General features: G+C 67.1%; 20 protein-coding genes and 3 pseudogenes (1 of these 23 cut by a window edge). 14 read left to right on the top strand and 9 right to left on the bottom strand.

The window, feature by feature from the left end:
* Positions 1-2 precede the first annotated feature (2 nt).
* Positions 3-317 (bottom strand): DUF397 domain-containing protein, encoded by a 315-nt coding sequence (locus tag SGFS_RS18585; protein WP_286251705.1) that lies wholly within the window; start codon positions 315-317, stop codon positions 3-5.
* A gap of 307 nt (positions 318-624) precedes the next feature.
* Between SGFS_RS18585 and SGFS_RS18580 the strand changes: the two genes are divergently transcribed.
* Positions 625-993, top strand: a complete 369-nt coding sequence (locus SGFS_RS18580; RefSeq protein ID WP_286251702.1) for a WXG100 family type VII secretion target — start codon at positions 625-627, stop codon at positions 991-993.
* Positions 994-1,027: 34 nt separating this feature from the next.
* Entirely contained in the window at positions 1,028-1,339 is a 312-nt protein-coding gene (locus SGFS_RS18575) for a WXG100 family type VII secretion target (protein WP_286251700.1), read from the top strand.
* Between the two features lie 50 nt (positions 1,340-1,389).
* On the opposite strand, the gene SGFS_RS18570 is transcribed toward SGFS_RS18575, so the two are convergent.
* Genes SGFS_RS18570 through eccCa form a run of 7 tightly spaced genes read right to left on the bottom strand, consistent with a single transcriptional unit; the run spans position 1,390 to position 12,365 of the window.
* Positions 1,390-2,055, bottom strand: coding sequence for a hypothetical protein (locus tag SGFS_RS18570; RefSeq protein ID WP_286251696.1), 666 nt, complete (start codon positions 2,053-2,055; stop codon positions 1,390-1,392).
* Between the two features lie 6 nt (positions 2,056-2,061).
* A complete protein-coding gene (locus SGFS_RS18565; protein WP_286251694.1) occupies positions 2,062-4,371 on the bottom strand; it encodes a WXG100 family type VII secretion target in 2,310 nt (769 codons plus the stop codon).
* Positions 4,372-4,394: 23 nt separating this feature from the next.
* Complete coding sequence (locus SGFS_RS18560) at positions 4,395-4,814, bottom strand: hypothetical protein (RefSeq protein WP_286251693.1); 420 nt, start codon at positions 4,812-4,814, stop codon at positions 4,395-4,397.
* A gap of 33 nt (positions 4,815-4,847) precedes the next feature.
* Positions 4,848-6,254: a type VII secretion-associated serine protease mycosin gene (gene mycP / locus SGFS_RS18555; protein WP_286251690.1), complete on the bottom strand. Its 1,407-nt coding sequence runs from the start codon at positions 6,252-6,254 to the stop codon at positions 4,848-4,850.
* A gap of 29 nt (positions 6,255-6,283) precedes the next feature.
* Entirely contained in the window at positions 6,284-7,804 is a 1,521-nt protein-coding gene (locus SGFS_RS18550) for a WXG100 family type VII secretion target (protein ID WP_286251689.1), read from the bottom strand.
* Positions 7,804-8,343, bottom strand: coding sequence for a hypothetical protein (locus tag SGFS_RS18545; RefSeq protein WP_286251687.1), 540 nt, complete (start codon positions 8,341-8,343; stop codon positions 7,804-7,806). Before SGFS_RS18545 ends, SGFS_RS18550 begins: the two co-directional genes overlap by 1 nt.
* 59 nt (positions 8,344-8,402) lie before the next feature.
* On the bottom strand, positions 8,403-12,365 hold the full coding sequence (gene eccCa / locus SGFS_RS18540; RefSeq protein ID WP_286251686.1) for a type VII secretion protein EccCa: 3,963 nt from the start codon (positions 12,363-12,365) through the stop codon (positions 8,403-8,405).
* 161 nt (positions 12,366-12,526) lie between these two features.
* Here eccCa and eccD point away from each other — a divergent pair, with 161 nt between their 5' ends.
* From eccD to SGFS_RS18505, 7 genes are all read left to right on the top strand, one after another.
* Positions 12,527-13,999 carry a type VII secretion integral membrane protein EccD gene (gene eccD / locus SGFS_RS18535; protein WP_286251684.1) on the top strand — a complete coding sequence of 491 codons (1,473 nt, stop codon included), beginning with the start codon at positions 12,527-12,529 and terminating at the stop codon, positions 13,997-13,999.
* A 189-nt stretch (positions 14,000-14,188) separates the two neighbouring features.
* Positions 14,189-15,511, top strand: a complete 1,323-nt coding sequence (locus tag SGFS_RS18530) for an outer membrane protein assembly factor BamB family protein (protein WP_286251683.1) — start codon at positions 14,189-14,191, stop codon at positions 15,509-15,511.
* 235 nt (positions 15,512-15,746) lie between these two features.
* The gene (gene rpsO / locus SGFS_RS18525; RefSeq protein ID WP_030041128.1) at positions 15,747-16,034 is read left to right on the top strand and encodes a 30S ribosomal protein S15; all 288 of its coding nucleotides are present in this window, start codon (positions 15,747-15,749) and stop codon (positions 16,032-16,034) included.
* Positions 16,035-16,390: 356 nt separating this feature from the next.
* A complete protein-coding gene (locus tag SGFS_RS18520; protein WP_286251677.1) occupies positions 16,391-18,610 on the top strand; it encodes a polyribonucleotide nucleotidyltransferase in 2,220 nt (739 codons plus the stop codon).
* Complete coding sequence (locus SGFS_RS18515) at positions 18,607-19,986, top strand: M16 family metallopeptidase (protein ID WP_286251676.1); 1,380 nt, start codon at positions 18,607-18,609, stop codon at positions 19,984-19,986. The genes SGFS_RS18520 and SGFS_RS18515 overlap by 4 nt, the downstream gene beginning before the upstream one ends.
* 24 nt (positions 19,987-20,010) lie before the next feature.
* Complete coding sequence (gene dapB, locus SGFS_RS18510; RefSeq protein WP_286251674.1) at positions 20,011-20,763, top strand: 4-hydroxy-tetrahydrodipicolinate reductase; 753 nt, start codon at positions 20,011-20,013, stop codon at positions 20,761-20,763.
* Positions 20,764-20,779: 16 nt separating this feature from the next.
* Complete coding sequence (locus tag SGFS_RS18505) at positions 20,780-21,232, top strand: tetratricopeptide repeat protein (protein ID WP_286251672.1); 453 nt, start codon at positions 20,780-20,782, stop codon at positions 21,230-21,232.
* A gap of 64 nt (positions 21,233-21,296) precedes the next feature.
* Here SGFS_RS18505 and SGFS_RS18500 read toward each other — a convergent pair whose 3' ends face one another.
* A complete protein-coding gene (locus SGFS_RS18500; protein WP_286251671.1) occupies positions 21,297-21,851 on the bottom strand; it encodes a hypothetical protein in 555 nt (184 codons plus the stop codon).
* 188 nt (positions 21,852-22,039) lie between these two features.
* Here SGFS_RS18500 and SGFS_RS18495 point away from each other — a divergent pair.
* The 5 genes and pseudogenes from SGFS_RS18495 to SGFS_RS18475 all read left to right on the top strand — a co-directional run.
* Positions 22,040-22,330, top strand: a pseudogene (locus SGFS_RS18495) (FAD-dependent thymidylate synthase); the annotation flags it as partial.
* A pseudogene (locus SGFS_RS18490) lies at positions 22,310-23,236 on the top strand (HNH endonuclease); the annotation flags it as partial. The pseudogenes SGFS_RS18495 and SGFS_RS18490, both read left to right, overlap by 21 nt.
* A gap of 3 nt (positions 23,237-23,239) precedes the next feature.
* Positions 23,240-23,689, top strand: a pseudogene (gene thyX, locus SGFS_RS18485) (FAD-dependent thymidylate synthase); the annotation flags it as partial.
* A gap of 211 nt (positions 23,690-23,900) precedes the next feature.
* A complete protein-coding gene (gene dapA, locus SGFS_RS18480; protein ID WP_286251669.1) occupies positions 23,901-24,800 on the top strand; it encodes a 4-hydroxy-tetrahydrodipicolinate synthase in 900 nt (299 codons plus the stop codon).
* 128 nt (positions 24,801-24,928) lie between these two features.
* On the top strand, positions 24,929-25,245 hold the start of the coding sequence (locus tag SGFS_RS18475) for a ribonuclease J (protein WP_286251667.1). 1,369 nt of this gene lie beyond the right edge of the window; only the first 317 of its 1,686 coding nucleotides appear in the window; it begins with the start codon at positions 24,929-24,931; its stop codon lies off the right edge, out of view.

Below are 25,245 nucleotides of genomic sequence, written 5' to 3'. Positions count from 1 at the left end.
CCCTACTGGGCGTCGGCCTCCAGGCCGCCGTTGTGGGGCGCGGGCTCCAGATCGAACTCCCCGTCGCGCGCCCCCAGTACGAAGGCCCGCCACTCCGCATCGGTGTACCGCAGCACGGTGTCCGGGTCCAGCGAGGACCTCATGGCCACCGCGCCCCCGGGCAGATACGCGATCTCGACCCGCTCCTCGTGCTCCTCGGTACCCGGCGCGCTCAGCCACTCGACCCCGGAGATGTCGAGCGCGTACAGCTCGTCCTTCTCACGCTCTTTGCGTTCCTTGAGTTCCTTCTCGACATCCCTGTCCAGCGCATCGGCCATGACGGAACGGTCCCTTCCCGACGTACGAACGAGCTACGGGCTCACATTACTTGGGGCGGGACACCGCGTAGGAGGCAAATAGGAGGCAAAGCAGACAGCGAACGGGCACCGCACGAAGCCCTCTCACCGTCACCTGAACTGCCCCGTTACTGCTTTGCAGTTGGAAGCGTCACTTCGAGTGACTAGAGTGGCCTGAGGTATCACCCGAGTGATACGGCACGGGGGCGGCGTAACGCTGTGACCGCGCGGCGCGCGCCGATCACAGTGAATCTTGCCCGCCTGACATCAAGAGGAGGGTGGAAGACCTGTGAGCGGTAACGGCAAGGGTCTGAGCAAAGAAGACCAGGAACTCATCTCCCTGGCCAACGAGATCCGCAATTTTCACGTCGACGTGAGCACGCGGGTGTCGAAGCTGAACACCGTGGTGGACAACATCCAGGCCGGTTGGCAGGGCATCGCGGGTGCGACGATGAACAGGACCCAGCAAGGGGTGAACGCGAACCTCAGGACCCTCCAGGACAACCTCGTCGACCTGGAGGAAGTGATGAGGATGGCGGTCGGCTCGTTCGAGGACTTCGAGCAGGACCGCATCTCCGCGATCCGCAAGGTGGACGACTCCCAGGAGTCCCAGGCCGCGGTGCAGCCGTACTCCAGCAGCATCACCAGCCTCGCCTGAGCCAGAGCGACCGAGCCACCGAGAAGGACCGACGATGAGCACCAATTCCGACCGCACAGCGATCACATACGCCACGGTTCAAGGGGCGGCGTTCGACGTCCGCGAGACCGCCAAGATCCTGCAGGACGGCCTCGAAACCCTCATGACCAAGGTGAAGAGGGTCGCCGAGACGTGGGAGGGCGAGGCGAAGACCGCCTACCACGACATCCAGACGCAGAACGACAAGCAGATGACAGAAATGACGGACAAGCTCCGCTACATCGCCCAACTCCTGGACGATTCCGTAGTCGGCTACCAGAGCACAGACCTGGACGCCGCCAACCGCCTGCGGCGGCTGGGCGGCTGAGACCAAGGTCGAGGGGAGGCGACGGGAAGGTCCGTTGTCTCCCCTGTCGGCTACTTGAGGCCGGAGACGATCTCAGGTGGGGTGGGGAACTTGATTTCCTCTTCGCAGTCGAGGGAGCTCGTCACCTTTTTCGCCGAAGCGATAAGGATCTTGGCGGCAGAGTTGGAGTTCAGACCGACCCGATCAACGAGTGACGCGCGCAGGACCCTCCGGTCTGTCTTGGAGGGAAAGAGGTCGCTGCGCCGGCAATCGATGATGAGCGCATGGGTGTGGTTGCTCGAATCGTAGACAGCGAGAGTTCCGGGTTGGGCATCACTGGACGGGAAGCTTCCGGATTGCCAAGCAAATTGAACAATCAGTTCGGCTTCCCCTCCTGACTCCCCGTCGACACGACAAGTCTCCTCAGAGCCCACGGCCGTTCCCTCATTGAGTGACCGAACCGCTTCAGCCAGTTGTCTGTCATCCCCCCCGCTCGGCTCAACCCCATCTTTCAGGCTTTTCCCTCGGGCGGTCTCTTCGATATCTGTGACGATCCCCTTCTTGAAGATTCCATCGCAGGCCTCGCTGAGAGATATCAGATTCTGAGATGAAGCATCAGTGGATTCACTGCTGCTGGTGCAGCTCACCGCGAAGAAGGCCAGGCAGGAAACCAGGAAAAATGGTGTCGACTTGACTGGATGGTGAAAGGTCATTGCATCACGCACGTCTTCTTCCAATCGCTCCTAGTCGACGTCGACTTGGTCGGACTCGGTGTCGCCCCAGACGTATCCGGACTGAACGCGCTGCTTGACGCTGTTGTGCCAGGCGGAATCCTCAAGTTCAGGATGAACGGCGATGTATGCCTCAAGTGGACTTGTGACCCTGCTGTATCCCAGTGCGGCGAACTTGTCCTTCGTCATGGCCTCCTCTTTGTCCATCTTGTCGTTGTAGGCGTCTTCCTGGTCTCGAACCTGCTGGTCAATGTCGAGTCCCATGCTTGTCTCAAGAGTGGCGCCCCCACTCTCAATCAAAGTGGGAACCACGAACTGCGCGACAGCTGCGGCACCTGTCGCAGCGGCAGGGCCACCGAAGGGCAACACCGCCAAAGCGACTCCGGTGCCGATGAGCTGGCTTACACCGTGCTTCTTCCACTCGCATGCGTCAGCCAGCGCATCACTGTAATCATCAGTACCCTGTTTGTATGTGCTGTTGATATCGGTGAGCCGAGCCTGGTCCAGCGCCCCATGAACCTTTGAACCCGTCTCGATGGCGAGCGCGAGTGATTCGTTGGGCTCCGGGTGAGATTTGAGGGCTCCGATCGTGTATTCCTGCTGAGCTGCCGAAATGATCTCGTAAGATCCAGCGTATGTGCCGAGCTCGGACAGGAACCCCAATGCGGTGTTGTGAGCCAGGTTGATGTGGCCGTCGCCGCGGTGGTTGAAGGCATCGTCGCGACGGGCTTGGCCGTCTTGAGTGTCGCCGAAGTTGGACATTGACCAATCCAGGTCATCGATATAGCCGGCCCCCATTTTGGCCAAGCTGTTCCCGATGCCGGGTTTGTCTTTGATGAACCCTTCTTCGCCGGAGACGATTCGAGTGACCTGTTCCATGATGTTGGCTGTTGTGTTGTCGCGGTTCAACCCTAGGCCTGGCTGATCGTAAGGAATTCCGAGCGTCGCGGCCTCAAGGGCATGGCCGAGCTCGTCATATCCGTATCCGCGGTTGTTCTTGGCGAAAGGATTGGCGTTTGGCCACTCCCGGTCACTCATGAGGTACTTGAGGTCAGGGTCAACCTTGTCATCCGCATCCCAGCCCTTTGAATAGAAGAGCTCCTTTGCCGCCTCCGGGTTGTGTCCGAGTGCCTCCATGTAGCCGGACACTGGATCCTGGCCGTAGTCGCTTCCAGGGCCAAAGTTCAGGTTGGGAAATTCGTCATTTTCGGCACGCCAAAGATCCTCTGGCTTCTCCTTGTGACTCTTCTCGTAGGAGAAGAGCTCGTGGCCGTAATCGTTGAGGAAGTCCTTGTCGTATGTTCCATAGTGCATGAGGCTGCTCATGACCTGAAAGCCGTACGGGCCTTTTTGCTCCGTTGCGGTACCCCAGGCGGTGTACTCGACCTGCTTGTCGCCAAGGGCGATGACATCCTTCTTCCACTTCTCCATCGCGCTGCTGTCGGAGTGAGAAGCGGTGGCCAGGGTGTAACTCAGGGACTTCTGAATCGCGGCTGATGCCTTGGTCTGTTCGCCGCCTGTCTGCTGGCGATCGGCAATACGCGTCCAGAGTTCAATGGTGCCCTTGCCGCCCAAACCTGTAGCGAACTTCTCGGTGAAGTAAGGATCGCCTTCGTGGCGCTTGAGGAGAGTGTCAATCCTTCGAAGAGTGGCTGGATCAACCGAATCATAGGCACCGGCGAGAGCCAACTCGCTCTTGCTGTCCGTCAGTTTCTTGAGCTCCTTGAGGTCCTTCTCGGCCTGTTCGCGGCCTTTCTTGGCGTCAGCGATGCTGTGGTAATAGTCGGAGTCGAACCCGCTCTCGCGTCCGTTGTGGTCTTGGTTCAGTGCCCAGTGCAAGGCTTCGTCCGCTTCCTGGGCGGCGGCCAAATGTCCCTGGATGCTTGCCCTGTACGCCTGCAGAGTTTCTTGATATCCCTTGTTCAACGCGGCAATGTGTTCGGTAGGGGTGTCCTCTGGCGGGTCGAAGTAGACTTCGCCGGTTGGTTTGATCGAAAGATACTTGTCCGACTCGATGTCGTGCTTGAGGGATTTCAGCTTGGACTGGGCCTGAGTAAAGATTTCGTGGGCGTTGTCGAGAAGCTTGAAGATATCCTGTGCTTCATCGGCTGCGGAATTGATCTGCTGCTCGACCTGTTTAAGTTGCTTTACGGCGGCAGTGGCTGCCTCGCCCTCCCAGTCGGAACCTTCGAGATCCTTTTCCACGGTACTGGCGTAGCGCCCGCTCACAGTCTTGAAGCTTTCGGGTAGCTTCTTCCACCTTGCTACCGCTTCAGAAAGTTCCGAAAAGTTGGCTTCGATCAGTGTCTGATAGTTCAGCATTCCGTCTGATCCCTCTGGGGGTACTACTTGAGGTCGTCTTGCTTTTCGCTGTGACGTGCCTTCTCTTTCGCTTCGCGAGCCGCGAAATCCTGGGCTGTGGCACGCAAAGCTCCGGCGACGCCATTCTGTAGAAGGCCCTCGACGTACTTCATCTGTCCGCGCCACCTGGTCGCGAACACGGAGAACGCTGACGCCGACTTGAATCCCTTCAGGCTGGAGCTGACCTGATCGGTCTCCTTCATCGTGGAGTTATCAGCCTTCACGAAGTCCTCGCGGACGAGATCCGCTTTATTGGCTCGCTCGTTCAGAAGACCTGAAGTGACAACAAGCCTCTTTCCCGGGGGTACGCTTCCTCCGCTGTCGGTGGGAACGGAGTTCAGCTGGATGCTGACCTTGGCTGCCGCCCCCGAACGGGCTGCGGCCCACGCGTCTTCGAATGACATAGTCCCCTCGCTGCCCGGGCGGCTGCTGCTTGGCTAGGCGGAGTGATCCGAGTTGTAGGTATTACCTGGCTGTGGATGACCAGGAGGCGGCTGATGGAAAGCGCCAGATGTGTATGGGCCCTGCGGTGATGCAGGGGAGGGCAGTTGCTGCGGTGGATATGTCGACGGCGGAAGCGCAGCTGTGTGGGCACGGCGTCGGCCACGCGCGCGGATCACGACGACGGCGATCGCGGCGCTGAGGAGAATCGCAGCGCTGATGCCTGCCACGAGCACGACAGATGCGTTGTCTTCACCTGAGGCCGAAGAGCCGGATGCTGCCTCACTGGCCTTGCCCTTTTGATTCTTGCCGGACGCACTACTGGGCTTCGAGTCCTCCGGGGACGGGGAAGCGGAAGCCGCCGCAGCCAGATCGGGCAGCGGGTACTCGTCGGCAGGCCCCGGGTCGCCAGGATTCTTGAGCGCGACGCGTGGGCGGACGACGCCGTAGCCGAACGAGTCGTTGTGGGTCCATCCTTCTTCGTTGCCCTTCATCGTGTTGATCAGCACACGCAGGACCTGGTTGTTCGACCAGTCCGGGTGCTTCGACCAGATGAGTGCAGCGGACGCGGAAGCGATGGCCGTGGCGTCACTGGTTCCCTCGGACTTACAGATCTCAGTGCCGCCCGCGCATGCGTGGTACATGTTCTCGCCGGGGGCTGTGACGTCGATCTGGGGCCCCCACTCCGAGAAGGTGCTCCGCTGAACCTTTTCGTTGATCGCTCCCACTGCCACCACGCCGGGGACGGACGCTGGATAACCGGGCAGATTGGCCTGGTCGCCTTCGTTTCCGGCAGCGGCGAAAATCAACTTTCCCTTTTGGAGGGCATATTTGACGGCGGAGGCGAGGCCTGGTGTATCGGCCTCCTTTTTGAAACTTCCTCCGGAGATGTTGATGATCTGGGCCTCGGAGTCCGCTGCGAATCGGATCGACGTAGCCACTTGTGCGGCGTACTTGGCTCCGGATTGGTAGTTGTCGAAACTGATGCCGTTGTTGAGAGCCAGGCGGATGGGGAGGATCTTGGCGCCCGGTGCGAGGCCGTAAGAGCCATTAAGGCTTCCCCGGCCACCAGTAGCAGCGATGAGCGCGGCCATGCTTGTGCCATGCCCGTCAACATCGGTGTGTTCATCACCGTCCAGGCCTGAATAGTCCTTTCCGTCCAGGACTTGACCTTTGAGATCGGCCAAAGAACTGTCGACGCCGGTGTCGATGACGGCGACCGTGATGCCTCGGCCGGTGCTGACCTTCCACATCTCTTCGGCATGCATGGCGTCCAGGTGCCATTGCTGGGCTCGAACCGACTCGGCATGGGCGGGAGTTGCGGCGATGCCTACGAGCAGTAGGCCGAGAGCAGCCGAGACCATCGAGACGGGCCGCAGCGTTCGCTTACTGCTGGTGAGCATGTGCCTTCCTGGGGGGAGTTGTTCGGGACTCAGTCGACGACCGGTGGAAGGGGACGGCGATTGCCTCGGGCCCAGGTCTCTTCGTCTTCGACGAGGTAGTCGGGACGTTCGCCCTGACGCTGATCTCGGCGGGCATCCGACGTCTGGGCCTGGTGGGAGGCTGCTCCTGCATGACCGGCCGCCGACCCGTGCGTGGAATCGGTGGCGTTGGCGGGACGCAGCAGACCGGAACCGCCAGGGGTGAACGGACGGGAGCCTGAGCGACCGGGCTGGGCTGGACGCCCGCCCACAACTCCGCCGCCCTCGGATGCGAGACGTCGGCCTCCGGTTACGCCGCTCTGGTGGGCGTGAGGGCTGCCGATACCCGGCGTTCCGGGGGCCATGCCACGCCCCATCGCCGTACGGCCCTGCACACCATCGCCACCGATAACAGTCCCCCGTGGAATGCCACCCGTACGGCCGGCCGTGGGAGACACCGGGCGGCCACCGATGACTCCGCTCTCGCGTGGCATGCGAGCCGTACTGCCGTTGGTAGCGCCCTGTCCAGGGATGAGCGGAGGCCGCGGAGTGGAGGGCACGCGGCCGGGAGCGGCCTGTCCTGGTCCGTTAACTCCGCCGTTGAAGGAGTGAGGAATCAGGCTGGGCTGTGTGACAGGCGGGCTCTCGGGGCGGGGTGTGGGTCCGTTGAGGGGAGGCGTGGGCACGCTGCGTGGCGATGAATCGGGAAGTGTGCCCAAGCCGTCGATTTCCGTCGAGACGCGCTGAGAGCGATCACCCTGATCTTGAGTGTGCCTCTGAGTGACCGTTTGGGTGGTGGCATGCGGGCTCGCGCCGCTGCCGGTGGGCATGGAAGCGATGGAACCGGCACCGGAGTTACCTTGGCCACCGAGAGCAGAGACGTACTCACTCTCTCCATCCCATCGGTCACCACCCAGACGCTTCCCCGGCGGTACGAACGTAGGCGGCTCCACACTGTTCACCTGCGCAGCCGAATACTCATAAGCCTGCGCCAGCTTCCGCATCTGCTGAACAGCCTCGTACCGCGCCGAGTCGATCCGCCCCTGCGCGGCCGTCGCGTCCGACTGCGCGGTCTGGGCCAGCTGACGGGCATCCGGATCGTTGCGTGCGCCGGGCTCGCGTGTCACCGACAGCGTCTTCTCCGCCGACTTGAGGTCCGCCTGGGCCGCCGTCGTCTCCGACGTGTCCGGCATCGCCGCCTTCGCCTCGGAGATCGCCTGCGACACCTGGCCCATCCAGCGGGACGCGATCTCGGCGTACTCGCCCAGGTGGAGCGTGGCGCTCGCCGTCTGGCCACCCCAGTCGCGGAAGGCGTCGCCGGCCTCGCCCTGCCACTCCAGAGCCTTGACGTACGTCATCAGGTCGTCGCCGATCTTGGTGATCGTCGACGCGGCCTTGGACAGCTTCGCGGCGAGGTCGTACGCCCCCTCCGCGTTGGCCGAGTCGAGCATCGCCGCGAGCTCGGCGTGGGTCCTGGACTCGAAGTCGGTGTTCCCGGGAGCCGGCGGCTTCCGGCTGGACTGCTCGCTCACTAGAGACCCTCCTCACCTTCGGCGCCCTGCCCGGGAGACGAGTCGTCCGACGAGGGCCCCGACGCCCCCGACGCTCCAGAAGACCGCTCCGCATACGGATCCCGATCGACGTCGTAGTACCTGTCGACCTCCGCGTTGATCACCCGCATCCGCGCCCGAATGTCCTCGTCCAGGTTCTCGTAGCCCACCCTCGACGCGTGCACGGCCAGCCCCACCCCCTCGATCTGCGCGCTCAGCGCCTTCGAGAGGTTCTCCAACTCGTCGTGGACGATGGCGTACGACTCGTAGAGGAACTGTGCTTCCTTGAAATCGGCGGAGCCCAGCTGGGCCCGGGAGAGGCGGTCCTGGCCGACCTTGCCGGGGGCCGCCTCGGACTTGCCTAGCTCGATGAGCAGGTCGTCGACGCGCTTCTTGAAGTCCTTCATGGCGTCGTGCTGGATTTCCAACGCCATTTGCGGGTTCACCCCGTAAAGCGTGTCGAAGGACGTGCCGGTGTCCGGCACGTTCCGCTCGCCGCCCGCACCCCCGTGCGAACTCACGTCAGCCGCCTCCCCGTTCTCCCCGTTCACCTGTGTCGAGCAAGGCTCGATTCATCACTCTAATGGCGTTGCGGAAGCAAGCCCACCTGGATAAGCGGCGTCCCGCGCTTCCGTGACACGAACGTGCCACGCCCCGGTGGCATGGGCCTCGCGCGCACGTTCCCGAGGATGTCGCCCTCCATCGGGTCGCCGGACAGGACCACACCCTGGGCGCCGAGTTCCTTCAGCCGCTGCATGAACGACTCGTACATGGCACGCGAGGCCCCGGCCGCGTTGCGGGCGATGATGAACTTCACGCCCACGTCACGGGCGAAGGGCAGATGCTCGACCAGGGCCGACAGCGGGTTCCCGGAGTTCGTGGCGACCAGCTCGTAGTCGTCGACGACGATGAACAACTGTGGGCCGCTCCACCAGCTGCGGTCGCGCAACTGCTGCGGCGTGATGTCGGGCTTCGGTGCGCGCATCTCCATGAACTGCCGTACGGCGTCCATGTGGACGTCCATCGCGGCCGCCATCGGCGCGTACTCCAGCAGATGTTCCTCGGAGACCGCCTCCAGCATGGTCCTGCGATAGTCCCCGACCACGATCCGGGCCTCCGACGGCGTGTAGCGCTCCGCGATCTGCTTCGCCATCAGGCGCAGCAGGTTCGTCTTGCCCGACTCGCTCTCGCCGAAGATCAGGAAGAAGGGGTCCGTCTCGAAGTCGACGAAGACCGGTTCGAGGTTCGCCTCGTCGATGCCGATCGCGATGCCCTGCTGCGGGAACTCGAAGCCCTTGGGCAGCTGGTCGGCCGGCAGCTTGCGCGGCAGCAGCCGGACCGTCGGAGCCGCCGGCCCCTGCCAGCTGCCCTTGGCCGCCCGCACCAGCTGGGCCGTGGCCTCCGACAGATCCTCGGCGTCCGGCGAGGAGTCGATGCGCGGCAACGCCGTCATGTAGTGCAGCTTCTCCGGGACCTGACCCCGGCCCGGGACACCCGTCGGCACGTTCACCGCGACCTTGCGGTCGAACTCCGAGTCCATGGGGTCGCCCAGGCGCAGTTCGAGCCGGCCAAGGATCTGGTCCTTGAGCGCCGCCCGCACCTCCATGTAGCGGGACGCGGACAGTACGACATGGATGCCGTAGCCGAGGCCGCGGCCCGCGATGTCATGGACGACGCCCTCGAGGACGTCGTAGTCACCCTTGAAGTTGCCCCAGCCGTCGATCAGCAGGAACACATCGCCCCAGGGCTCGCCCGGCAGATCACCCGCCGCGCGGCGCCGCCGATACGTGACGATGGAGTCGATGCCGTTCGCCCGGAAGAACTGCTCGCGGCGGTTGAGGATGCCCGCCACCTCCGCGACCGTACGACGTACACGCTCGGGGTCCAGCCGCGACGCGACCCCACCCACATGCGGCAGGTCCGCCAGCGACGTCAGACCCCCTCCGCCGAAGTCCAGGCAGTAGAACTGCACCTCGTGCGGAGTGTGCGTCAGCGCGAACGAGGTGACCAGGGTGCGCAGCAGCGTGGACTTGCCGGACTGCGGGCCGCCCACGACCATCATGTGGCCCGCCGCGCCCGAGAAGTCGCGGTACAGCACCTCCCGCTTCTGCTCGAACGGCTTGTCGATCAGACCGAGGGGGACCGTCAAACCACCCGGACGCGTGTACTCCGCCGCCTGCAGGCCGCGTTCGGCGGTCGTCGTCAGCGGCGGCAGCAGCTGGTCGAGCGTCGGCGCCTGGTCCAGCGGCGGCAGCCACACCTGGTGGGCGGGGACACCTTGCCCCTCCAGCCGCTGCACGATGACGTCCAGCACGGTGTCGGCCAGCGCGTCGTCCTCCTGCCGCGCCGCCGCGGCCTGCACCTGCGCCGGATCCGGAGCCGCGTACACCACCGGCACCGGCGTCGCCGTGAACAGCGCCGGCCTGCGCTCGATCGGCATCCGGTCCCGCGAGACCTCGGGACCGCCCGCGTGGTACGTGCCCGACACGTACGCCGCCTTGAAGCGGGTCATCTCGTCCGTGCCGAACTTCAGATACCCGGAGCCGGGCACCGACGGCAGGTGGTACGCGTCCGGCACACCCAGCGCCGCACGCGACTCGGCGGCCGAGAACGTCCGCAGACCGATCCGGTACGAGAGATAGGTGTCGAGGCCGCGCAGCCGGCCCTCCTCCAGGCGCTGCGAGGCCAGCAGCAGATGCACACCCAGAGAACGGCCGATACGCCCGATCTGGATGAACATGTCGATGAAGTCGGGCTTCGCCGTGAGCAGTTCGCTGAACTCGTCGATCACGAGGACGAGCGAGGCGAGCGGCTCCAGCGGGGCACCGGCTGCCCGCGCCTTCTCGTAGTCGTGGATGTTGGCGTAGTTGCCCGCCGAACGCAGCAGCTCCTGGCGGCGCTGCAACTCGCCGCGGATCGCGTCGCCCATGCGGTCGACGAGGGTCAGGTCGTCGGCCAGGTTGGTGATGACGGCCGCCACATGCGGCATCTGCGACATGCCGGCGAAGGTGGCGCCGCCCTTGAAGTCCGCGAGGACGAAGTTCAGCGTCTCGGAGGAGTGCGTGACCGCGAGACCGAGCACCAGCGTGCGCAGCAGCTCCGACTTGCCGGAACCGGTCGCGCCCACACACAGCCCGTGCGGGCCCATGCCGTCCTGCGCGGCCTCCTTCAGGTCCAGCATCACGGGCCGGCCGTCCTCACCGACACCGATCGGCACCCGCAGCCGCTCCGGCGTCGACCGGGGCCGCCATGTCCGGCCCACATCCACGGACGCGGCGTCGCCGAGCCCCAGCAGATCCGTGAAGTCCAGGTTGGCGAGCAGAGGTTCGTCGTCGTCCCCGCCGCCCATGCGCAGCGGCGCCAACTGCCGGGCGAGCGCCTCGGCGGCCGGCAGCGAGAGCCCGTCGGGCGTGCCCTCGTACGCGACCCCGTTCCCGGAGTCGAGCCACAGCCTCTCGGGGCGAACGACGACGGAGAGGCCGCCGCGCGGCTGGTCCAGCTCGCCCGGGACCACCTCGATGATGGTCACGCCCTGAAGGCCCTCGGCCGCGGCGAAAGCCGAGGTCGGGGGCACGATGCCGCCATCGAGGACGACCACGAGGTGCGGCTGGTCCAGCAGCGGCTGGCCCTCCCGGCTGAAGCGCGGACGTCCTTCGAGGCGTGCCGACAGCAGCTGTTCCAGCTCGCCCAGGTCGTCGCCGAACAGCCGGCGCGTGCCCGAGCCGTCGAACTGGCCCGGCAGTTGACTGTGCGGCAGCCACTTCGTCCAGTCCCAGCGGCCCACCGCGCCCGGGGCGGCGACCACGGCCAGCATCAGGTCGTCGGGGGAGTGCAGCGTGGTGAGTTGTGCGACCAGGGCGCGGGCCGTGGCCTGTGCGCTCTCCGGCTCGCCGGACACCGTCACGTGGTAGAAGGCCCGCATCGACACCGCCACCGGCAGCCCGTCCAACTGGCCGTGCACCGCGAGGAACCGCTGCATGGCACCGGCGCACAGCGGCTCCAGCTCGTCCACCGGAGCGGTGTCGGGCGCCACCAGCGGAGAGGCCAGCTGCTGCGGACCCAGCCCGATCCGTATCTGCCCGAAGTCCGCGTCCCCGACGCGCCGCTCCCACACCCGGCTGCCCTCGGCGACCACCGACCACAACTGCTCGGGGGAGGGGTGCAGATACAGCTGGGCGTCGCGCTGCTTCAGCCCCGTCCTGCGGACCGTACGCCGGGTCTGCGCGAGATATTTGAGGTAGTCCCTGCGCACATCGGCCATTTGCCCCTGCGTACCCCGACGGTGGCGGACGATCTGCGCGACCACCATCGCGACGGTCGACACGAGCATCACCACACCCATGATCCGCATGAACGGATGGGCGTTCGGGGACGCGAAGTAGAACACCACCGACGAACCCATGCCCAGCGTCGGCAGGATCTGCATCAGCATGCCCTCCTGCTGACCCCGCGGCAGCTCCGGAGGCGCCTCCAGGCGCAGCTCGTCGGAGGGCACTTCGGGCGGCAGGGAACGCGGCGGGCGCTTGATGACGATCTGGCTCACCGGTGCACCAATCCCCCTGTGCGGACGAGCAGTTTCGTACCGGCACCCCCGTGGCGACGGCCGCCCTCCGCTTGCGGGGATCCTACTGGGCACCACTGACGGCCCCTACCGGTAGGGTGACGCCCGCAGCGTACGCATCCGCGAACAGGGGGTCAGTGAAGGTGAGTACGACCGCGGCGACAGGGTTCAGCCGAGTCACCGTCGTGGCACCCGACAGCCGCATCGACGTGGCCCTCCCGGTGGACATCGCCATCGCCGACATCCACCCCGAGATCCTCCGCCTCACGGGCCAGACCCAACCGGTCGGCACCCCGACGGGCTTCCACCTCGTACGCCGCGACGGCACCGTCCTGGACGGCGCCCGCACCCTCGCCGACGAACGCGTGCTCGACGGCGAGGTGCTGAGCCTGCGCCCCTTCGCCGAGTCCCTGCCGCCGGCGGTCCACGACGACGTCTCCGACGCGGTCGCCTCCGCCGTGGTGCGCGACCGCCACCTGTGGAGCGACGACCTGCTGCGCGTGGCCGGGCTGACCGGCGGCGCGCTCCTGCTGCTCCTCGTCGGCTTCGTCCTCTGGTACGCAGACCCGGTGCGCCACGACATGCACGGCCTGCCCGGCATCATCGCGGGCGGCCTCGGCGTCCTCCTCACCACCTATGCGGGCGTACGCGCGCGCGTGTACGCCGATCGCGCCGCGGCCGTGGCCCTCGGTCTCGCGGCGCTGCCCCTGCTCCTCCTCGCGGGCTCGGGAGTCGTCGGCCCGGACACCGGACAGGGCCCGGGCAAGCTCCAGTTCATGCTGGGCTGCGTGGCCGTCCTCATCGCCTCGGTCACCCTCGTCGCCCTGACCCCCAGCGGCGACGCGCCCTTCGTGGCCACCACCTTCGTCGCGGCCGTGGGCACCCTCGCCACCTTCGTGGCGATCGTCGCCGAGGCCTCCGCGACCGACGCCGCCGCGGTCTGCGCCCCGGTCGCCGTCGGCCTGGTCGCCTTCCTGCCCGGCCTGTCCGCCCGCTTCGCCCGGCTGCCCATCGGCTACGCCTCACCGCGCTCCGCCGTGGACGAGGACTTCGACCTGGACCCCTCCTCCCCGGGCCCGGACACCGACCCCCTCGACGCCGAGCGCATCGCGGCCCAGGCCCGGCGAGGCCACGAGATGCTGCTCGGCCTGGTCGGCGGCACCTCCGCCGTCGCCGTCGCCTCCGCAGCCGTACTCGGCTTCTCGGACAACCTCTGGGGTCAGCTGCTGGCCCTCGCCACGGGCCTCGCCATGCTGATCCGCGCCCGGCTGTTCCGCTACACCTCCCAGGTGGCCTGTGCCCTGGTCGCCGGCATCGCCGCGATCGCCCTGCTGCTGGTGGGGCTCGCCCTGAACCCGCCGACCGACGCCCTCACCGAGTTCGTCCTGCACGACGACCGGGGCGCGCTCGACCTCCGCACGATCTGGCTGACCGCGGCCGTCGCCGCCGGAGCCGCGCTGATCACCGCGATCGGCCTGATCGTCCCCCAGAAGGGCCTGTCCCCCTTCTGGGGCCGCTTCCTCGACATCGCCGAGGCGTTCGTCCTCCTCACCCTGATCCCGCTCAGCCTGGCGGTGGTGGGAGTCCTCACGACCGTCCGGTCGCTGGCGGGCTGAGCGGCGCGGACATGAGCCTCGGGCCGGCGCATTCCCCGTACATCGCCTCCGCACTGGAGGCCGAGCGCCGCGCGAGACACCGCAAGCTGCGGATACTCGGCGTGACGGCCGCGGTGATCACCCTGCTCTCGGCCGGAGTCTGGGGGGCTCTCGGGTGCCGACGACGGGGCGTCGTCGGACCAGCGGCCGGTGGCGGAGAAGCAGACCGGCGGCGACATCAGACAGACCGTCGAGACGAAGCCGAAGTCGTCCGAGGGCTCGCTCGCGGTGCGATACGCGATCGACGACCTCGGGATCAAGGCGTACTACACATCGCCCGGCACCTGGGCGACGGACAAGGTGTTCGTGAAGAGCGTCGGCCCCGGCATCACGGCGCTCGGCATCGGCAGCGGCAAGCAGGCCTGGAAGACCAGCCTCCCCGGACCGGTCTGCGGTGCGACACGTCACGTCACCGCGGACAACCGCACCGCCGTGGCGTTCAAGAGCGAACCCATGGTCGGCGACAGCATGTCTGCCCCGGGGAACGCCGAGACCTCCTGTGACAGCCTCGCGTTCATCGACCTCGACACGGGCGAGAAGCTCTGGCAGGGGAAGCTGCTGCTCCCCGGCGACGGCACCACCTTCGACGTCCGCGTCACCATGACCCGGGGAACGGTCGTCGCGGCCCGGTACGGCGGCTCGGTGGCGTTCGACATGGCGAGCGGAAGGCGGCTGTGGTCGACCCGGCCACCGGACCGGACGGCGTGCGAGGACATCGGATACGCCGGCGGGAAGGGCCTGCTCGCCCTCGTCCAGTGCGGGAACTCGGAGACCACGAAGTACAAGGTGCAGAAGGTGGCCCCCCGTACCGGCAAGCGACAGTGGACGTACGAGGTCAGCCCCGGTATCGAGTTCGTCAACCTCGTCTCCGCGGCGCCGCCGGTCATCGCCGTGGCGGCCGGCAAGGAGGAGATCACCGACCTCATCGTCCTCGACGACCGGGGCGCCAAACGCTCCTCGGTCACGGTGAGCTCCTCGCGATTCGTCACCGCGTGTGATCCGGGCGTCGAAAGCCTGATCGAAACGTGCGACGGAGTGGTCGTCGGCGACACCCAGCTCTTCGTCGCCACCAAGCAACGGGGCTACGACGGGGAGACCGCCGAAGGGGAGGCGGCCAACGAGATCGTCGCCTTCGACCTGGCCACCGGAAAGAGCGGGGTCAAGTTCGACGGCAAGGTCGGCCGACCGATCTACCCCCTCCGGATGAGCGCCGACCGGTTGATCACCTACCGGCAGGGCGGCACGTACACGCCCAGCGCCGTGGTCGCCATCGATCCGTCCTCGGGCGAGGAGAGCGTCCTGCTGCTCTTCCCCGCCACCGACGAACTGTTCGACTGGGAGAGCGGGTACACCGGGCTTATTTACGAGCAGGGCCGGTTCTTCATGTTCACCCGGACCGTCCAGGGCCCGACGGACAAGTCCGAGGCGGGCAAGGAGGCACTGGTGGCACTCGGCTACGAGAGCACCGGCTGAGCATCGGCCGGGCACCGGCCAGGCACGAGGAGGCGGTGGCCGACCACCCCGGACAAGCCCGGCTCCCGTACTGGTACGCTGTGTGACGGCCGTCTGTGTACGCACCCCCGGACCACCCCTTCGAGGACCCGGAGACAGTGAACCGACGGATCCCCGCCACCCGAGTCACAGAAGCCCCCCTGAGACGAAGACCAGGGGCGCTCGGTGGCATCAAGAGACTCATGAGGAGTATCGCGTGTCGCTCGACGCCGCTACGAAGAAGCAGATCATCAGCGAGTTCGGTACCAAGGAGGGCGACACCGGCTCCCCCGAGGTCCAGGTCGCGATGCTCTCCCGCCGCATCTCGGACCTGACCGAGCACCTCAAGACCCACAAGCACGACCACCACTCCCGCCGTGGTCTGCTGATTCTGGTCGGCCAGCGCCGCCGCCTGCTGCAGTACCTGGCCAAGAAGGACATCCAGCGCTTCCGCGCGCTGGTCGACCGCCTCGGCATCCGTCGCGGTGCGGCGGGCGCCAAGTAAGACGCCGTGAAGGGGAGCGGTTCCCGGGAAATGGGGGACCGCTCCCTTTGCCGTACGTGGGGAAACGTGCGGAGTGTCAGCACCCCTTTGTAGTGTGGTAGCACAACGCAATACGTACGGCGCAATATGTACGACACGGTGTGAGGTCGCCCAAATAGGGTGACCGCGCACACATGGAACGAGGAGAAGCGCACCTCGCCGCCGCCGGTCCTCGGTAGTGGCCCCCGGGAGAACGTGAGCCCCGGGTGCTTCGATCGAAGACCGGCCCGCACCAGAAGGCGCGCTTCTCCGCCACCGTCCCCCTGCCACACGGGCAGGACCGGGACGAAAGACGATAAGTAACGGAGAAAACGCTAGTGGAGAACGAGACCCACTACGCCGAGGCCGTCATCGACAACGGCTCCTTCGGCACCCGCACCATCCGCTTCGAGACGGGTCGCCTGGCCAAGCAGGCCGCCGGCTCCGCCGTGGCGTACCTGGACGACGACACCATGGTGCTGTCGGCCACCACCGCCTCCAAGAACCCCAAGGACCAGCTCGACTTCTTCCCCCTGACGGTGGACGTCGAGGAGCGGATGTACGCCGCCGGCAAGATCCCCGGCAGCTTCTTCCGCCGTGAGGGCCGCCCCTCCGAGGACGCCATCCTCACCTGCCGCCTGATCGACCGCCCGCTGCGCCCGTCCTTCAAGAAGGGCCTGCGCAACGAGATCCAGGTCGTCGCCACGATCATGGCGCTCAACCCCGACCACCTGTACGACGTCGTCGCGATCAACGCCGCGTCCGCGTCCACGCAGCTGGCCGGTCTGCCCTTCTCCGGCCCGATCGGCGGCGTCCGCGTCGCGCTGATCAACGGCCAGTGGGTGGCCTTCCCGACGCACTCCGAGCTCGAGGACGCCGTCTTCGACATGGTCGTCGCGGGCCGCACCCTCGAGGACGGCGACGTCGCGATCATGATGGTCGAGGCCGAGGCCACCGAGAAGACCATCCAGCTGGTCAAGGGCGGTGCCGAGGCGCCGACCGAGGAGGTCGTCGCCGCCGGTCTGGAAGCCGCGAAGCCCTTCATCAAGGTCCTCTGCAAGGCCCAGGCCGACCTCGCCTCGAAGGCCGCCAAGCCGACCGGCGAGTTCCCGGTCTTCCTCGACTACCAGGACGACGTCCTGGAGGCGCTCACCGCCGCCGTCAAGGACGAGCTCTCCCAGGCCCTCACCATCGCGGGCAAGCAGGAGCGCGAGGCCGAGCTGGACCGCGTCAAGGGTCTGGCCGCCGAGAAGCTGCTCCCGCAGTTCGAGGGCCGCGAGAAGGAGATCTCCGCCGCGTACCGCTCGCTGACCAAGTCCCTGGTCCGTGAGCGCGTCATCAAGGACAAGGTCCGCATCGACGGCCGTGGCGTCACGGACATCCGTACGCTCGCCGCCGAGGTCGAGGCCATCCCGCGCGTGCACGGTTCCGCGGTGTTCGAGCGTGGCGAGACCCAGATCCTGGGCGTCACCACCCTCAACATGCTCCGCATGGAGCAGCAGCTGGACACGCTGTCGCCGGTGACGCGCAAGCGCTACATGCACAACTACAACTTCCCGCCGTACTCCGTCGGCGAGACCGGCCGCGTCGGCTCCCCGAAGCGCCGCGAGATCGGCCACGGCGCCCTCGCCGAGCGCGCCATCGTGCCGGTCCTGCCGACGCGCGAGGAGTTCCCCTACGCGATCCGCCAGGTGTCCGAGGCGCTCAGCTCGAACGGCTCGACGTCCATGGGCTCGGTCTGCGCCTCCACCATGTCGCTGCTGAACGCGGGTGTGCCCCTGAAGGCCCCCGTCGCCGGTATCGCCATGGGTCTGATCTCCCAGGAGATCAACGGCGAGACGCACTACGTCGCCCTCACCGACATCCTCGGTGCGGAGGACGCCTTCGGTGACATGGACTTCAAGGTCGCCGGCACCAAGGAGTTCGTCACCGCCCTCCAGCTGGACACCAAGCTGGACGGCATCCCGGCCTCCGTCCTGGCCGCGGCCCTCAAGCAGGCCCGTGACGCCCGCCTCCACATCCTCGACGTGATGATGGAAGCGATCGACACGCCGGACGAGATGTCCCCGAACGCCCCGCGGATCATCACGGTCAAGATCCCGGTGGACAAGATCGGTGAGGTCATCGGCCCCAAGGGCAAGATGATCAACCAGATCCAGGAGGACACCGGCGCCGAGATCACGATCGAGGACGACGGCACCATCTACATCGGTGCCCAGGTCGGCTCGCAGGCCGAGGCCGCCCGCGCCACGATCAACGGCATCGCCAACCCGACCATGCCGGAGGTCGGCGAGCGCTACCTGGGCACGGTCGTGAAGACGACCACCTTCGGCGCGTTCGTGTCGCTGCTGCCGGGCAAGGACGGTCTGCTGCACATCTCGCAGATCCGCAAGCTCGCCGGCGGCAAGCGCGTGGAGAACGTCGAGGACGTGCTCGGGGTGGGCGCCAAGGTCCAGGTCGAGATCGCCGAGATCGACTCGCGCGGCAAGCTCTCCCTGATCCCGGTCATCGAGGGTGAAGGCGACGACGACGAGAAGAAGGACGACGCCGACAAGTGACGTCGCGTAGCTCCAAGGCGACGGCCCGCACCTCCTCGGAGGCGCGGGCCGTCGCCCGTACCCAAACCCTGATCAAGGGCACAGGCGGCATCGGTACGGTCCGCAAGACCACCCTCCCGGGCGGTCTGCGCATCGTCACCGAGACGCTCCCCTCCGTGCGCTCCGCCACCTTCGGTATCTGGGCCCACGTCGGCTCCCGTGACGAGACGCCGTCCCTGAACGGCGCCACCCACTATCTGGAGCACCTCCTCTTCAAGGGGACCGGTAGCAGGTCCGCCCTGGACATCTCCTCCGCGATCGACGCGGTCGGCGGCGAGATGAACGCGTTCACGGCGAAGGAGTACACCTGCTACTACGCACGTGTGCTCGACAGCGACCTCCCCCTGGCCATCGACGTCGTCTGCGACATGCTCACCGGCTCGCTCATCCGCGAAGAGGACGTCGACGTCGAGCGCGGCGCCATCCTCGAAGAGATCGCGATGACGGAGGACGACCCGGGCGACTGCGTGCACGACCTGTTCGCGCACACCATGTTCGGCGACACCCCCCTCGGCCGCCCGGTCCTCGGCACGGTCGACACGGTCAACGCCCTCACGGCCGACCGCATCCGCCGCTTCTACAAGAAGCACTACGACCCCACGCACCTGGTGGTCGCCGCCGCGGGCAACGTCGACCACAACAAGGTCGTACGCCAGGTCCGGGCCGCCTTCGAGAAGGCGGGCGCCCTCACCCGCGCCGACGCCACCCCCATCGACCCGCGCGACGGCCGCCGCAGCCTCCGTACGGCCGGCCGTGTCGAGCTGATCGGCCGCAAGACCGAACAGGCGCACGTCGTCCTGGGCATGCCCGGCCTCGCCCGCACGGACGAGCGCCGCTGGGCCCTCGGCGTGCTCAACACCGCGCTCGGCGGCGGCATGTCCTCCCGCCTCTTCCAGGAGGTCCGGGAGAAGCGCGGCCTGGCGTACAGCGTGTACTCGTACACGTCCGGCTTCGCCGACTGCGGCCTCTTCGGCGTCTACGCCGGCTGCCGCCCGTCCCAGGTCCACGACGTGCTGAAGATCTGCCGCGACGAACTCGACCGGGTCGCCGAGAACGGGCTGCCGGACGACGAGATCGAGCGTGCCATCGGCCAGCTCCGCGGCTCCACGGTCCTCGGTCTGGAGGACACCGGCGCGATCATGAACCGCATCGGCAAGAGCGAGCTGTGCTGGGGCGAGCAGATGTCCGTCGACGAGATGCTGACCCGCATAGCCATGGTGACCCCGGACGAGATCCGCGCCGTGGCCGGCGAGATCCTGGGACAGCGCCCCTCCCTGTCGGTGATCGGCCCGCTCAAGGACAAACAGGCGTCCCGTCTGCACGAAGCCGTCGCCTAACACCCTCAGTTAAGGAACCAAGCAATGAGCAAGCTGCGCGTGGCGGTCCTCGGTGCCCGGGGCCGTATCGGAGCCGAGGCGGTACGGGCCGTCGAGGCCGCCGAGGACATGGAACTGGTCGCGGCCCTGAGCCGGGGCGACAAGCTGGAGACCCTGGCGGAGACCGGCGCACAGGTCGCCGTCGAACTGACCACTCCCGCCTCGGTCATGGGCAACCTCGACTTCTGCGTACGCCACGGCATCCACGCGGTCGTCGGGACCACGGGCTGGACCGACGAACGCCTCGCGCAGCTGAAGGGCTGGCTGGACGGCTCCCCGGAGACCGGCGTGCTCATCGCGCCCAACTTCTCCATCGGGGCCGTGCTGACCATGAAGTTCGCCCAGATCGCGGCGCCCTGGTTCGAGTCCGTCGAGGTCGTCGAACTGCACCACCCGAACAAGGTCGACGCCCCCAGCGGCACCGCCACGCGCACCGCCCAGCTCATCGCCGAGGCCCGCCGCGCGGCCGGCACCGCCCCCGCCCCGGACGCCACGGTCACGGCCCTGGACGGCGCGCGCGGCGCCGACGTCGACGGCGTCCCGGTCCACGCCGTACGTCTGCGGGGCCTGCTCGCCCACCAGGAGGTCCTCCTCGGCGGCGAGGGCGAGACCCTGACGGTCCGCCACGACTCCCTGCACCACAGCAGCTTCATGCCGGGCATCCTGCTCGGCGCCCGCCGCGTGGTGACCACCCCGGGCCTCACCTTCGGCCTCGAACACTTCCTCGACCTGGGCTGATCGGCCGGGAATCGTCATGCGCGCGAAGATCACATACGCCGTCACGGCAGCCGTCCTGGTCGTCTACTTCGTCCTGGTCGGCAGCCGCGGAGTCATGCTCATAGAGACCGGTACGCCGATCACCATCGCCTTCGGCGTAGCGGTGCTCGTCCTTCCGGTGATCGGTATCTGGTTCCTGTGGAAGAACACCCAGTTCGTCCGCAAGGCCAACCAGCTCGCCGCCGAACTCGACGCCGAAGGCGGCCTCCCCGTCGACGGGTTGAAGCGCACCGCGGGCGGCCGTATCGACCGCGACTCGGCGGACGAGGTCTTCGCCCGGCGCAAGGCCGAGACCGAGGACGCCCCCGACGACTGGCGCAGCTGGTTCCGCCTCGCCATCGCCTACCACGACGCCCGCGACACACCCCGGGCCCGCAAGGCGATGCAGCGCGCGATCGCCCTCCACGACGGAAGGCCCGTCCAGGCCTGAGCCGTACGGCGAAGGGGCCGGTCCGCACCAGCGGACCGGCCCCTTCGCGTCGTCACTGTCCGGCTCAGCCCCGCCCGTACTCCGAGGCCCACGCCTCGATCGCGTCCGCCGCCCGGTCGAAGGCCTCCGTACGGGCCAGGAAGTCCGCGTTGTGCGTGGTCATCAACGGCGATCCGGCACCGGCCGCACGGTCCGCGCGCACGAGGAGCAGCGCCTGCCCCTGGACGGTCCGGGGCAGCCCGAGCCAGCGCACCGGCTGCTGCACGGTCCGCGCGGACACCACGTGCTCCCAACGAGCCGTACGCGTCGTGAAGAAGCCCACCTGGCGTACGCCCCGGGCGCTCACCCAGGTGCCGACGCGCAACAGCCGCAGGGCGCAGGCGATGACGAACAGGGCCGCCCCGAAGAAGACCGCGCCGGCCGTCGGCGTCTCCGCCGCCGCGATGACGACCGCCGCCACCAGCACGTACGAGGCGAGCAGCAGTAGCAGCGCGGCCGCGCCCACCCGCCACGGCCCGGGCCTGTAGGGGCGCCGCCAGCGGTCGCGGTCCTCGAACGGCAGCGCTTCGTCCACTGCCTGGTCGAAGTCGCGATCGGCGGTCAGGAAGGGCAGGGGCACGGCTGATCCTCACTCGGTCCACGCACAGCTTTCGCCGGGTGAGGCTATCGATCCGGGTGTCCGCTCACCACCTTTGGGGGTCTCTCAGGGGCACAAGAGGTGCAACTCGGGCCATCCGACCTCTTGTCAGCGCCGGGCCGTAGAGTGGGCGCCGCCCGAGAGCAGCAATGGGAAGGACCTTCCGAGCCGTGACCGACACCCCCGCCGACGACCTCAAGCCCAGCTTCCTCAGCGATGTCACCGTCGAGTTGGTGAAGCACAGCGCGGCCGACTCGGACGTGCTGTGGGCCGCCCGCGTCTCCACCGCCGGCGAGCAGTCCCTGGACGAGCTGAAGAAGGACCCGGAGCGCTCCAAGGGCCTGATCAACTACCTGATGCGGGACCGGCACGGCAGCCCCTTCGAGCACAACTCGATGACGTTCTTCATCAGCGCCCCGATCTTCGTCTTCCGCGAGTTCATGCGCCACCGGGTCGGCTGGTGCATCGCCGGTGACACCGAGATCACCCTGGAGAGCGAGGCCGGCAATCTCCGTCGACGCACGATCGCCGACCTGTACGAGCTGTGGCACCTCGGCGTCGAAGACAGGCTTCCGCATTCCGCCGGTGGGGTGACCTGGAGCAGCAGGGCCGGAAAGTGGATGGCCCAGGTCGGGCGCGGCGAGCAGAACCACTACCTCGGCCTGTACGAGAACCGTGAGGCAGCCGAGTCGGCCGTGGCGGAGTTCCGGGAACTCGACCCCGGCACCCGCCTCCGGAAGCTCGAACCGGTCCGTCGCAACCACGTGCGCTGCTACGACGAGGAGACCCTGCTCTCCCAGCGGGCCAGGATCGTCGACGTCATCCAGTCCGGGGTGAAGTCACTCATCAAGATCACCACAGAATCCGGGAAGACACTTCGCTGCACGGTCGATCACGCGGTGTTCACGCCCGACGGCTGGTGCAAGGCGGGTGAACTCGCCGTCGGGGACGCGGTCATGGCAGCGGAGACGGCCTCTCGTCCCTCGCAGGCTCCGGTCCCGCCCGGCCTGCGGCGCGGTATCGGCGTGTGGACCTCCATGCAGCGAGAGCGGCTGATCAAGGAGATCGACACCTGCCACCTCTGCGGCCAGGACTTCCCGCGCGCGGAACTCGCACTGGACCACGTGGTTCCGGTGGCCGGCGACCTGACCCGGGCCCTCGACGACAAGAACCTCGCCCCCGCGTGTGAGCCCTGCCATGCGATCAAGAGCGCCGGCGAGCAGGCCCTGGCCCAACGCGACGGCAAGATCGCCAAAGCCGTTCCGGACCGGATCGTCGCCATCGAGCAGGACGGCGAGGAGATGACGTACGACCTCTCCGTGGAAGGTCCCTGGCACAACTTCCTCGCCAACGGGATCGTCGTGCACAACTCGTACAACGAGGAGTCGGGTCGCTACCGGGAACTCCAGCCCCACTTCTACGTCCCCGACGAGTCCCGCAAGCTCGTCCAGGAGGGCCGCCCCGGCAAGTACGTCTTCGTGGAGGGCACCCAGGGCCAGCAGGAACTGGTCGGCCGTGTCATGGAGGACTCGTACGTCCACGCGTACGAGGCGTACCAGGAGATGCTCGCCGCCGGTGTGGCCCGCGAGGTCGCCCGCGCGGTCCTGCCGGTCGGCCTCTTCTCCTCGATGTACGCCACCTGCAACGCCCGCTCGCTGATGCACTTCCTCGGCCTGCGCACACAGCACGAGCTGGCGAAGGTCCCGTCCTTCCCGCAGCGGGAGATCGAGATGGTCGGCGAGAAGATGGAGGCCGAGTGGGCCAAGCTCATGCCGCTGACGCACGCCGCCTTCAATGCGAACGGCCGGGTGGCTCCGTAGCGGACCGCCGACTTTCGGCCAGGCACAGATGTGCGGGTCAGCCGAGTGAAGTGTCCGTATTGCAGCATTTCGCGAAGTTCATCTAGCCTGATCAAACGGACCCGGCACTGCTTGAACCCCCGAGCAGGCAGTGCCGGGCTCCGCATTTGTCCTGACTTTTCCCGGCCCCCTAGGGCAGACCGTGCCCTGAGCAGCGAGTAGCGTGTTACCCATGGCTCCGACCTCGACTCCGCAGACCCCCTTCGGGCGGGTCCTCACCGCCATGGTCACGCCCTTCACGGCGGACGGCGCACTCGACCTCGACGGCGCGCAGCGGCTCGCCACCCATCTGGTGGACGCAGGCAACGACGGCCTGATCATCAACGGCACCACGGGCGAGTCCCCCACCACCAGTGACGCGGAGAAATCGGACCTGGTACGAGCCGTACTCGAAGCCGTCGGCGACCGTGCCCACGTCGTCGCCGGCGTCGGCACGAACGACACCCACCACAGCATCGAGCTGGCCCGCACGGCCCAGCAGCTCGGCGCCCACGGCCTCCTCGTCGTCACGCCGTACTACAACAAGCCCCCGCAGGAGGGCCTGTACCGCCACTTCACGGCCGTCGCGGACGCCACCGACCTGCCGGTGATGCTCTACGACATTCCGGGCCGCAGCGGCGTCCCGATCGCCACGGAGACGATCGTCCGCCTCGCCGAGCACCCGCGCATCGTGGCCAACAAGGACGCCAAGGGCGACCTCGGCCGCGCCAGCTGGGCCATCGCGCGCTCGGGCCTCGCCTGGTACTCCGGCGACGACATGCTGAACCTCCCGCTGCTCTCCGTCGGCGCGGTCGGTTTCGTCTCGGTCGTCGGCCATGTCGTCACCCCCGAGCTGCGCGCCCTCGTCGAGGCGTACGTCTCCGGTGACGTCCAGAAGGCCACCGAGATCCACCAGAAGCTGCTCCCCGTCTTCACCGGTATGTTCCGCACCCAGGGCGTGATGACCACCAAGGCGGCGCTCGCCCTCCAGGGTCTGCCCGCCGGACCCCTGCGCGCCCCCATGGTCGAGCTTTCGCCCGAGGAGACAGCCCAGCTCAAGATCGATCTTGCTGCCGGCGGGGTACAGCTCTAACACCGGACTTCACAACTGAATAGGCAGGACGAAGGTGCCTGTTGTCCACATCCATAACTGCTTTTGCACGAACGTCATGCGCGCCACGTGCCACGGAGGCACGTGGCGCGCGTGGTGAGGAGAGTCTTTTGAGTCATCCGCATCCTGAACTCGGCCCGCCGCCGCCGCTCCCCGAAGGTGGCCTCCGGGTCACCCCGCTCGGCGGCCTCGGTGAGATCGGCCGCAACATGACCGTCTTCGAATACGGCGGTCGCCTGCTGATCGTCGACTGCGGAGTGCTCTTCCCCGAGGAGGAGCAGCCCGGAATCGACCTGATCCTGCCGGACTTCTCGTCCGTCCGGGACCGCCTCGACGACATCGAGGGCATCGTCCTCACGCATGGCCACGAGGACCACATCGGAGCGGTCCCGTACCTGCTCCGGGAGAAGCCCGACATCCCGCTGAT

It is taken from the genome of Streptomyces graminofaciens (genome assembly GCF_030294945.1).
In the GTDB taxonomy this organism is placed as follows: domain Bacteria; phylum Actinomycetota; class Actinomycetes; order Streptomycetales; family Streptomycetaceae; genus Streptomyces; species Streptomyces graminofaciens.
The sequence above is the reverse complement of the archived record's forward strand: the minus strand, read 5'-3'. Positions and strand labels throughout refer to the sequence as shown.

Bases quoted from the DNA above. Each gene is read 5' to 3' on its own strand.
- mycP (WP_286251690.1), bottom strand. From the start codon at position 6,254: ATGCTCACCAGCAGTAAGCGAACGCTGCGGCCCGTCTCGATGGTCTCG.
- SGFS_RS18560 (WP_286251693.1), bottom strand. From the start codon at position 4,814: ATGTCATTCGAAGACGCGTGGGCCGCAGCCCGTTCGGGGGCGGCAGCC.
- SGFS_RS18585 (WP_286251705.1), bottom strand. From the start codon at position 317: ATGGCCGATGCGCTGGACAGGGATGTCGAGAAGGAACTCAAGGAACGC.
- dapB (WP_286251674.1), top strand. From the start codon at position 20,011: ATGAGCAAGCTGCGCGTGGCGGTCCTCGGTGCCCGGGGCCGTATCGGA.
- dapA (WP_286251669.1), top strand. From the start codon at position 23,901: ATGGCTCCGACCTCGACTCCGCAGACCCCCTTCGGGCGGGTCCTCACC.
- SGFS_RS18565 (WP_286251694.1), bottom strand. From the start codon at position 4,371: ATGCTGAACTATCAGACACTGATCGAAGCCAACTTTTCGGAACTTTCT.
- SGFS_RS18505 (WP_286251672.1), top strand. From the start codon at position 20,780: ATGCGCGCGAAGATCACATACGCCGTCACGGCAGCCGTCCTGGTCGTC.
- SGFS_RS18575 (WP_286251700.1), top strand. From the start codon at position 1,028: ATGAGCACCAATTCCGACCGCACAGCGATCACATACGCCACGGTTCAA.